General features: G+C 55.0%; 2 protein-coding genes. Both read right to left on the bottom strand.

Annotation, left to right across the window (positions count from 1 at the left end; genetic code table 11):
- On the bottom strand, positions 1 to 485 hold a 485-nt coding region (locus AC6RNO_RS36545; RefSeq protein ID WP_497108434.1), incomplete at its 3' end, for a hypothetical protein.
- Between the two features lie 17 nt (positions 486 to 502).
- Positions 503 to 880, bottom strand: a complete 378-nt coding sequence (locus AC6RNO_RS36540; protein WP_497108433.1) for a hypothetical protein — start codon at positions 878 to 880, stop codon at positions 503 to 505.
- Positions 881 to 1504 lie beyond the last annotated feature (624 nt).

The raw sequence follows: 1504 nt of genomic DNA, 5'->3' as shown, positions 1-1504 counted from the left end.
AGCAGCGCCGGCACCATCGTTTTCATAAACTCCACAGCCAGCAAGTGATACTTCACCATCTCGATTTGCTGGATTCTATCGATATCCATGGAAGTTACTTTTCTCGCATACGCAGTTTTCGCCTTTTCCAGCTCGGCCATCCGGCGAAACAGCGGCTCGAATATCACATCCGCGCGCCACGTCGACATGCATTCCATCGGGTCCGCGAACCAGTTCTGATCGTAGGCGTCCACCCGATACAAAGCCTTTCCCTCCATAATGCCTGTCCGCAACAAAGAGATATACACATAGTGAATGTCTCCCTTTATGCCCTCAGCCTGGAGCCGGGAAGCTTGCGTCCACAACGTCTCGAATGCTTGACCGAAGCTCTGTTCGATGCCCGCCCGCTGCTCCCGAAGCGCCTGATCGATCGGCACGAGATCCTCCAGCCACTTGTCAAAAACATGCTTCTCCAAAAAATCGTCCAACGCCGCTTGCCTATCCATTCCGGCTCACCCCCGGCTTATACGATATTGACCTTGCCTCCGCTGATCGTGACTTGATCGTTAATCTGCAGGCTGGCGTCCGCCTGCTTCAAATCCACGCCGCCTTCCCCCTGAATCAGCACCTTGGCCCCTCCGTTAATTTCGATATCGTCTTCGGCGGTTAAGACGATTTTTTTGTCGCTATTGATCTCAATGCCCCCGTCATCCGTAAGCCGCATTAACAGCTTGCCGCTGCCGATGATTTCTACCGAACCCGGCTGAAAGACGATTTGCTTGCCGTATTTGGTGCTGATGCTTTTCACGGCCGGGTTCCCCCGTTTTTCAGGATTCGAGGAGGCAACATCGACGGAGCTGGCGGCAAACGCATGCTTTTCCTGCTCATCCGGAAAATACAACCGCACCTCGTCCNACGGAGCTGGCGGCAAACGCATGCTTTTCCTGCTCATCCGGAAAATACAACCGCACCTCGTCCCCGACTTCCGGCATGCAATACCAGCCGCTTCCGTCCGGCGACGAATACACCGTCGAATAGGCAAACCATAATCCTCCCCCCGCCGGTTGTCCTCCGTCGATGTGCAGGTTCACCTTGACCTGATCCTTGGCTACACCCGCAATTTTACCGAACAGGGAAACTCCGGCCAGTGCATAACGGTATTCCACCGGGACCTGCAGCCCCTCCCGATCCTTCAGCACATAGCGGTTCGTTACGATGCCCCCTTCCAGCGCCGTTTCCGACCTGAATACGTACAAAGTCCGATGCTGGAACTGCACGGCGCTGCCCAGCCCCAGCAGGTTGCCGCTGGTCACTTCATAACTGATGCTGTTCTGCTCGTTCAGCTCCGGCATACCGTTTGCGGATTTCAACTGGTAGCTTTTCAGATCCTTTTTGATGGAATAGTTATAAGCTTCCAGCTTTTGCGGTTCGCCTTGATCCGGCAAGCCCACCGACATTTTCACGCCGTCCTGTGTACACATCGGCACCAGCGGAGCATGGAAATGGGACGCCAGACGCCGGGCAA

Source organism: Paenibacillus sp. sgz302190, assembly GCF_059820445.1.
The sequence above is the reverse complement of the archived record's forward strand: the minus strand, read 5'-3'. Positions and strand labels throughout refer to the sequence as shown.